6 protein-coding genes are annotated in these 7,230 nt (G+C 73.2%); 2 read left to right on the top strand and 4 right to left on the bottom strand.

The genetic code is table 11. The annotated features are described in order from the left end of the window. Positions 1-1,770: hypothetical protein (locus VI238_RS15005; RefSeq protein WP_331652782.1), on the top strand; the 1,770-nt coding region annotated here is incomplete at its 5' end. 110 nt (positions 1,771-1,880) lie between these two features. Continuing rightward, complete coding sequence (locus VI238_RS15000) at positions 1,881-3,011, top strand: hypothetical protein (RefSeq protein ID WP_331652780.1); 1,131 nt, start codon at positions 1,881-1,883, stop codon at positions 3,009-3,011. Positions 3,012-3,015: 4 nt separating this feature from the next. On the opposite strand, the gene VI238_RS14995 is transcribed toward VI238_RS15000, so the two are convergent. The 4 genes from VI238_RS14995 to VI238_RS14980 form a co-directional block, all read right to left on the bottom strand. Beyond that, entirely contained in the window at positions 3,016-5,331 is a 2,316-nt protein-coding gene (locus VI238_RS14995) for an MMPL family transporter (RefSeq protein ID WP_331652778.1), read from the bottom strand. Between the two features lie 61 nt (positions 5,332-5,392). Beyond that, positions 5,393-6,028, bottom strand: a complete 636-nt coding sequence (locus tag VI238_RS14990; RefSeq protein WP_331652776.1) for a LolA-related protein — start codon at positions 6,026-6,028, stop codon at positions 5,393-5,395. Then, a complete protein-coding gene (locus tag VI238_RS14985; RefSeq protein ID WP_331652774.1) occupies positions 5,973-6,941 on the bottom strand; it encodes an acyltransferase in 969 nt (322 codons plus the stop codon). Before VI238_RS14985 ends, VI238_RS14990 begins: the two co-directional genes overlap by 56 nt. Further along, a complete protein-coding gene (locus tag VI238_RS14980) occupies positions 6,938-7,216 on the bottom strand; it encodes a hydroxymyristoyl-ACP dehydratase (RefSeq protein ID WP_331652784.1) in 279 nt (92 codons plus the stop codon). Before VI238_RS14980 ends, VI238_RS14985 begins: the two co-directional genes overlap by 4 nt. Between the last annotated feature and the right edge of the window lie 14 nt (positions 7,217-7,230).

The raw sequence follows: 7,230 nt of genomic DNA, 5'->3' as shown, positions 1-7,230 counted from the left end.
TGGGCCTGGCTGCGCCTCGGACTCATGGACCTGATCGCGACCGAGCTGCGTCGCGGCGGCCTCGCGACCACGCCGAGCGAAACCGTCGTCGCCCAGGTGCAGGCCCGCGGCGACGACGGGGTCGACCTGCCTGCCGCATGGCGCGTGTCGCCGCGCGTCGCGCGCGAGCGCGATCAGTGGCACGTGCGGCTCGATGCGCACGGCAGCATGCGCGACCTCGCGATCGACGCCCGCGCGGCCGACCCGCTGCGCGCGACGCGCGATGCGACCGACGAGCTGCTGATCAAGCTCGGCCGCACGCCGCCCGCCGACGAGGACGGCGACGATGCACTCGCGGCGGCGACGCTGCGCCAGCGCGCGAATGCGGCGCTGCTCGCGAACCAGTTCGACGTCGCACGCCGCCTCGTCGAACAGGCCGCGCCGGGCCTGCAGGCGAGTCCGGAGATCGCGTTGATCCGCGCGCGCCTCGCCTTCTTCTCGGGCGACTACGAAGGCAGCCGCCGGCAGGCGGCCGACCTGTTCGCGACGCTCGCGCCGGATGCGGACGCGGGCTTGCGCGCGCGCGTCGCCAACACGCTCGCATCGGCGAATTTCCGCCTCGCGCGGCTCGACGACGCCGATCGCCTCTATGCCGACGCGATCCGCATCGCGGAGGATGCGCACGATCCGGACGTGCTCGCGCACGCGTACCTCGGGCGCGGCGGCGTCGCGAGCCAGCGCGTGCAGCTCGAGGCGGCTGCCGCCGATTTCGGGCGCGCGCGCACGCTGTTCGAGGCCGGCAACGACCCGCTCGGCGTGGCCGCGATCGACCTCAACCTCGCCATCAACGCGATGCAGCGCGGCCAGCCCGCGAATGCGCTACCGCTGCTGGAGCGCGTCCGCGCGCGCCTGCGCGAGCTGGCCGCCGTCGATGCGCTCGCCGCGACCGAGGTGACCCTCGTCGAGGCGCAACTCGCATTGCTCGACCATGAGGGCGCGCTCGCGACGAGCAGCGCGTTCGTCGCCGCCGATGGCGAGAACGGCAACCCGCGCCGGCGCTGGCAGTTCGCGTTCGCACGCGCGGCGGCCCTCGCCGGCAGCGGCAGGCTCGACGAGGCCGAGGTGCTGCTCGCGCGCCTGCGCGACGCGAGTGATCCGGACGCCGATGCGATCGCGCGCGCGCTCGCCGAGTCCCTCTCCGGGGACATCGCGCTCGAACGCGACGAGCCTGCGCGCGCGGCCGAGTACGCGGCCGGTGCGCTGACCCCGGTGCTCGCCGCGTTCAATCGCGAGCAGTACGTGCAGGCCTGGTGCGTGCGCATCCGCGCGTTGCAGCGGTCCGGTGCCGTCGCCGATGCCGCGGCGGAGATCGAGCGCCTGCGTGCGTGGGTGCTCGCGCCCGGCGACGGCGCGGGCGCGGACCCGGGTGCCGCCGTGCTGCTCGCGCTCGCCGGCGCGGAACAGGCCGAGGCGGAGCGGCGCCCCGAGCTCGCGCTGCAGCGCTACGCGGATGCGATGGCGCGCGCGACCGCGCGCGCAGTGCCCGAGGAACTCGTGCGCGTCGGCCTGCCCTACGTGCGTGCCCTGCTCGCCGCGGGCCGGGTCGACGAGGCCGGGTCCGTGCATGGCCGCATCGCGGCCTGGGCCGATCGCGACCTGCGCGCGGCGGCGAGCGCGGCGCTCGTCTACCACGCGCTCGGCCAGCCGACCCAGGCCGACGGTGCGCTCGCGCGGGCGCGCGAACTCGCCGGCGAACGCAGCATCGCCGCGCTCGAAACCGCCCTGCATTGAGCGCAAGCCACGCGCATACACGCCCGATACACGGTTTTTACATGCCGCCTGCACCCGCTTCGCCGATGGTCGGCGGTGCGTCCTGCCGCCCTTCCGTTTCCGAGGTTCCGATGACCCTGCGTCCGTTCCGTTCCGTTCCCCGCCTCCGTTCGCTGCTGCCCGCCGCCATCGCCGCGGCGGCGAGCTCGCCCGCACTCGCGGGCACGCAGGCCCCGCTCTACCACCTCGTGACGATCGAGGCGCCCGGCGGCAGCGCGGTGATCGCGCAGGACATCAACGACGCCGGCGAGGTCGTCGGTCGCTACCTCGACGCCGACTTCAACGGACGCGCGGCCCTGTGGGATGCCGACGGCACGCTGCACGACCTCGAGCTGCCCGGGCTCGGCGACGGCTTCGCCGAAGCGATCAACAACGCCGGCCAGATCGTCGGCACGTTCAACGACTACCAGAACCCGCAGGTGGCCCTGCTGTGGGACCCGGCCGTGTCGGCGCAACCGCTCGTGATCGCGGGCAGCGACGGCGCGTACGTCTCGCCACGGGACATCGGCGACGGCGGCGAGATCGTCGGCGGTTTCGGCCAGCCTGCGCAGGAACGCGCGTTCGTCTGGACCACCGCATCCGGGCTCGTCGACTACGGGCTGCAGGACGCGGGCGTCGAGTTCCAGCAGGCGCGCTGGGCCGCGGTGAACGCGAGCGGGCGCCTCGTCGGGCACTGGAACCAGCACTCGTCCAACGTCCACGCGATCGGTGGCCAGGTCGGCACCGCGAGCGTTTCCGCCCTGGGCGAGATGACCGAAGCGTTCCCGAGCATCGCTACCGCGGTCAACGACGCGGGCGTCGTCGTCGGCCTCGGCCTCGCGGTGTCCGCGCCGAAACTCGTGCCGGTCGTGTTCGCGGCCGACGGCAGCTTCACCGAGATCGCGGGCGCGACGCTCGACCAGGACAACGGCTGCGCCGCCGCGATCAACGCGTCCGGCGTGATCGTCGGCAGCGCCGGCATCGGCAGCGCGAGCGGTTGCGTGCCCGGGCTCAAGGCATGGGTGCTGCGCGACGGCACCGTCTACGACCTTTACGACGTCGTCGACGACCACGGCACGTTCGCGCGCTTCCAGATCGCCCGCGCGATCAACGCGGACGGCGTCATCGTCGGCTCGGGCCTCACCGCGGACGACCAGACGCTGAGCTTCAGGCTCGTTCCGATCGCGGGCGACGCGCTGTTCGCGGACGGCTTCGACGGCTGACGCCTCAGCGGCGCGCGCGTGCCATCAGGATCGACAGGCAGAAGTGGAAGCCGACGCCGAGCGCGACGGTGAGGCCGATCGCGCGCAGCACCGGCAGCGACGACCATGCCTGCAGGCCGAACACGAGCAACGCCGATGCGACGCAGACGAGCGTCGCATGCAGGGTTCGGCGCGCTTCGGCCGGATCGGCGACCGGTCGCTCGAAGAACAGCGCGTAGTGCAGGCCGAGCCCGGCCGCGAGCGTGACCGCGACGAGGTGGAACAGCGACAACGACAGTCCGCTCGCGCGTTCCACCACGATCACGAGCAGGGTCGCGAGCGACATCGGCGCGAGCACGTGCCAGGCGCGGCGGGCGCTGCGCAGCGCGACGACGACGGTGAGCGCGAGCAGGCCGAGCGCGAGGCCGAGCGCGCGCAGGATGCGCTCGCGGTAGGCGACGACGAGCGACTCGGAAGCGGCCTTGAGGTCGAGCAGGCGCACGGCGCCGTGCGTCGCCCCGGCGAGCGCATCGAGCGCAGCGGCGTCGTGCACGCCCGACAACGTCGCGAGGCCGAGCCATTCGTCCTCGCGATGGACCAGCATCGCGGCAAGGCGTGCACCGAGCGGCGACGACGCGAACGCGGCGGGCGTGAGCGGCTCGAGCGTGCGCGCGGCCTCGACGTCGTCGACGAAGGGCGCGAACACGCCGGCGCGGAACGGCAGGTCCGCGCTCGCTTGCGCGAGCGCGCGCTCGAGCGTCGCGCGATCCGGCAGCTTCGCCTGCCTCCCGCGCTGGGTCGCGAGGCTCGGCAGGTAGCGGCTCGGCAGTTCGGCCGCGTCGAGCGCGTGGCGCCGCACCAGCGCATCGAGGCGTGGTTCGATCGACTCGGACAACGCGAGCACGCCATCGGCGTCGGTCGCATGCAGCACGAGCAGGTAGCGCACGTCCGGCGCGCCGAGTTCGCCGCGCAGCTTCGCGTCGCGAATGAGCAGGTCCTGCGGCACGGGCGTCAGTGCGGCGAGGTCGTTCTCCCACATCGGGCCCGGCGTACGCCACAGCACGACCAGGCCGAGCAGTGCGAGCAGCCACGGCAGCCAGCGCGGTCGCGGCAACGCATCGAGCGTGCCCACCGCGCGCGCGAGCCAGGCGCGGCCCGCGACGTCGCGGAACCGCTCCGGCAGCACGCGCGGCAACAGGAAGCGCGTACTGAGGCCCGCAGCGAGCAGTCCCGCGATCGTGAATACGGCGAGCTGCTGCAGGCCGGTCACGCCGGACGCGAAGAACGCGAGATAGGCGATCGCGGCGGAAACGATCGCGGTCGCGAGCAGCGGCCATAGCGCACGCACGCTCGCGAGCGCATCCTCGCCCTCGCGGCGATGGCTGAGCACGCGGATCGGATATTCCTGGGCGACGCCGAGCAGGGTGAAGCCGAACGCGAGCGTGATGCCGTGCGCGCTGCCGAACAGCAGTGCGAGCGCGGCGGCCCCGGCGACGCCGCCGCTCAGCACGGGCAGACCCGCGAGCAGCAGCGACGGCAGGCTGCGATAGGCGAGCACGAGCAGGACGAGGAAGCCGAGCGTGCTGACGAGGCCGATGCGGTCCGCCTCGGCACGCGTGCGCTCGTTGATGAGCACGGTGAACCATCCCGGCCCGCTGATCGCGAGCGTGGCCGCGCCGGCGCCCGGCAGCGCCTGGAACGCCGCCTGCAGCGCGTCGATCGCCGCCCCCTGGGCGGCCGGATCGAACCCCGCGCCCCGCGTCTGCGCGAGCAGCAGTGCCGCGCCGTCGGAAGAGAACCAGACGCCATCGCGCACGATCGGCGCCTTCGGCGGCGACCAGCGCTGTGCGAGCGCGAGCACCTCGAGCGTCGGATCGCGCGGCAGCAACGGCTTCAGCAGCGTCGCCGCGGGCGAGGCGAGGTCCTCGACGCGCTGGCCGAGCTGGTCGGCGAGATAGTCCGCATCGAGCGCGTGCGCGTCGAGGGTGGGTGACAGCAGCCAGCGGTACGGAAGCAGCTTCTCGTCGAGCGCGGACGGATCGAACGCGCCGTTGATCGCCTGCTCGAAGTGCGCGTCGGCGCGCAGGGCCGCGACCAAGCCGCGGCTCAGTTCGGCCAGGCGCGCCTCGGGCGCGCCCTCGATCGACAGCAGCAGCAGTCGCGAACCCGGGCCTTCGCCGATCTGCTCCATGAGCAACGTCTGGTCCGGCGTGCGCGGCGGCGGCATGAAGCTGCGCAGGTCGGTGCTCACGTGCAGCGTGTGCAGCGCGTACGCCGCCAGCGCGGCGAGCGCGAGCAGCCAGGCGCCGAGCAACGACCAGCGCCGCGTGGCCGGCGTCATGGCGCCCGATTCGAGCGCGTCGCTGCGCTCGTGCGCTCGATCGCGTGGCCGTGTGCGCGCGTCATCGTGCGTCGATGCCGCGGCACAGCGCGTCGACCTGCGGCTGCGACACCTGCACGGCCAGCTTCGCGTCGGCAAGGCGATCGACGAGCAGCACGCTGACGTCGCCGTCGCCCTCGCGCGTGGTGAAGCATCGCGGCGTCGCGTCCGAGCCATCGACGCGGATTTCGCGAATGCGGCGCGCGAGGCGCGCATCACGCGGTTCGAGCACGAGTCGCCACGCGCGCGCGGCGCCACTCGCGGTCATGGTGAAGTCGCGCTCGAGCGCCGCCGCATCGCCGCCGAGCAATGCGGCGAAGCCGCGCAGGAAGCCCTCGAGCTCCGGCGCCTGGCCGAGCGGGAACGTGCGCACGGGCCGATCTCCGCGCTGCACGCTCGCCTCGCCGTGCTCGACGCGCATCTGTTCGCGGTACGGCGTGTCGACGCGCTTGGCGAGGCGGTCCGGACCGAGGTACTCGAGTTCGCCGTGCAGGATCAGCGGGCGCTCGAGCAGGCCCGAGAAACGCACCTCGGCATACGCGGTGCGCGCAGGCACCTCGCGGCGCAGCGACGCGACGAGCGTCGGCGCATCGACCGGTGCGTCAGCCGGCTTCGCGCACGACGACGTCGCCGGCGACAGCGCGAACAGCAGCGACATGCTCGACGCCGCGACCTTCGGGATTCCAGAAATCATGCCAGTTGAACCAGTTGTAGGGATCCTGCCGCACGTGGTGCTCGAGTCGCGCGGCGTAGCGCTGCACGACGTCGCGCAGCGCCGCCTCGCGTTCCCGCCGCGGCAGCGCGAGCTCGTCGGCGAGCGGCTCGAAGTAGAGATCGTAGCGGCTGCCGCCACGGTACATGCCCAGGCACAGCACGATCGGCACCTTGAGGATCGCGCCGAGCAGGAACGGCGCGGTCGGGAACGGCGCGGGCGCACCGAAGAACTCGGCGTCGATCGTCGTTTCGTGTTCGCGCGCGCGGTCGGCGAGCAGGGTCGCGAGCGCGCCTTCGGCGAGCGCTTCCGACAGCGCGAGCACGATGTCGGTGCCCGGCCGCGACGCGTCGATGACGTTGCGGCCGATGTCCGGGTTGAGGGCGTGCAGCAACTCGGTCAGCGCGGGCGTCTTCTGCGTGTCGAGCACGACCCGCACCTTGATGTCGGGGCGGTCGGCGGCGGCGACGCGCAGCACTTCGAAGCTGCCGACGTGCGCGCCGAGCAGCAGCACGCCGCGGTCGGGCCGCATGCGCGACGTGAGCGCGTCGAGGCCGTGCATGCGCACGTCGAAACGCGCGTAGCGCTCGGCGAGCAGGAAGACGCGATCGAGGATCGTGCCGGCGAAGCGATGGATGTGCCGCATGACTTGCCACGCGCTCGCGCGGCGGCCGGTCGCGCGCTCGAGGAACGCGTACGAGACGCGTCGCTCGTACGGACGGCGGAGGAAGAAGTAGAGGGTGATCGGCAGCAGGCACAGGCGCGCGGCGCCGCGACCGCACCGCAGGCCGATCGTGCGGATCAGCCAGATCGCGAAACGGCCGCCACCCTCGGGGCGCGCGCTCCAGTGCTCGCTCATGCGAGCTCGCCTTCGCCGCCGAGGATCGAGGTGCCGTCGCGCTCGATGCGGAAGCGCACGCGCTTGCCCTCGCGCTGCAGCGCGAGGGCGGCGTCTTCGCCCGGGCGCAGCGGTGCGAGGAACTTCACCGAGTGGATACGCCGCAGCGTGCCGCCGTCGCGCTCGATCGCAGCCGCGATGCGGTCGAGCAACACGACGCCGGGCACGACCGGATCGCCCGGGAAGTGCCCGGGCAAGCTCGGATGATCGACCTCGATGCGCACGCGGATCGTCATCGCACGCTCCGTGC

The organism is Dokdonella sp. (genome assembly GCF_036518555.1).
Lineage (GTDB): Bacteria > Pseudomonadota > Gammaproteobacteria > Xanthomonadales > Rhodanobacteraceae > Dokdonella_A.
Note: the sequence above shows the minus strand (reverse complement) of the source record. Positions and strands in the feature narration are given on the sequence as shown.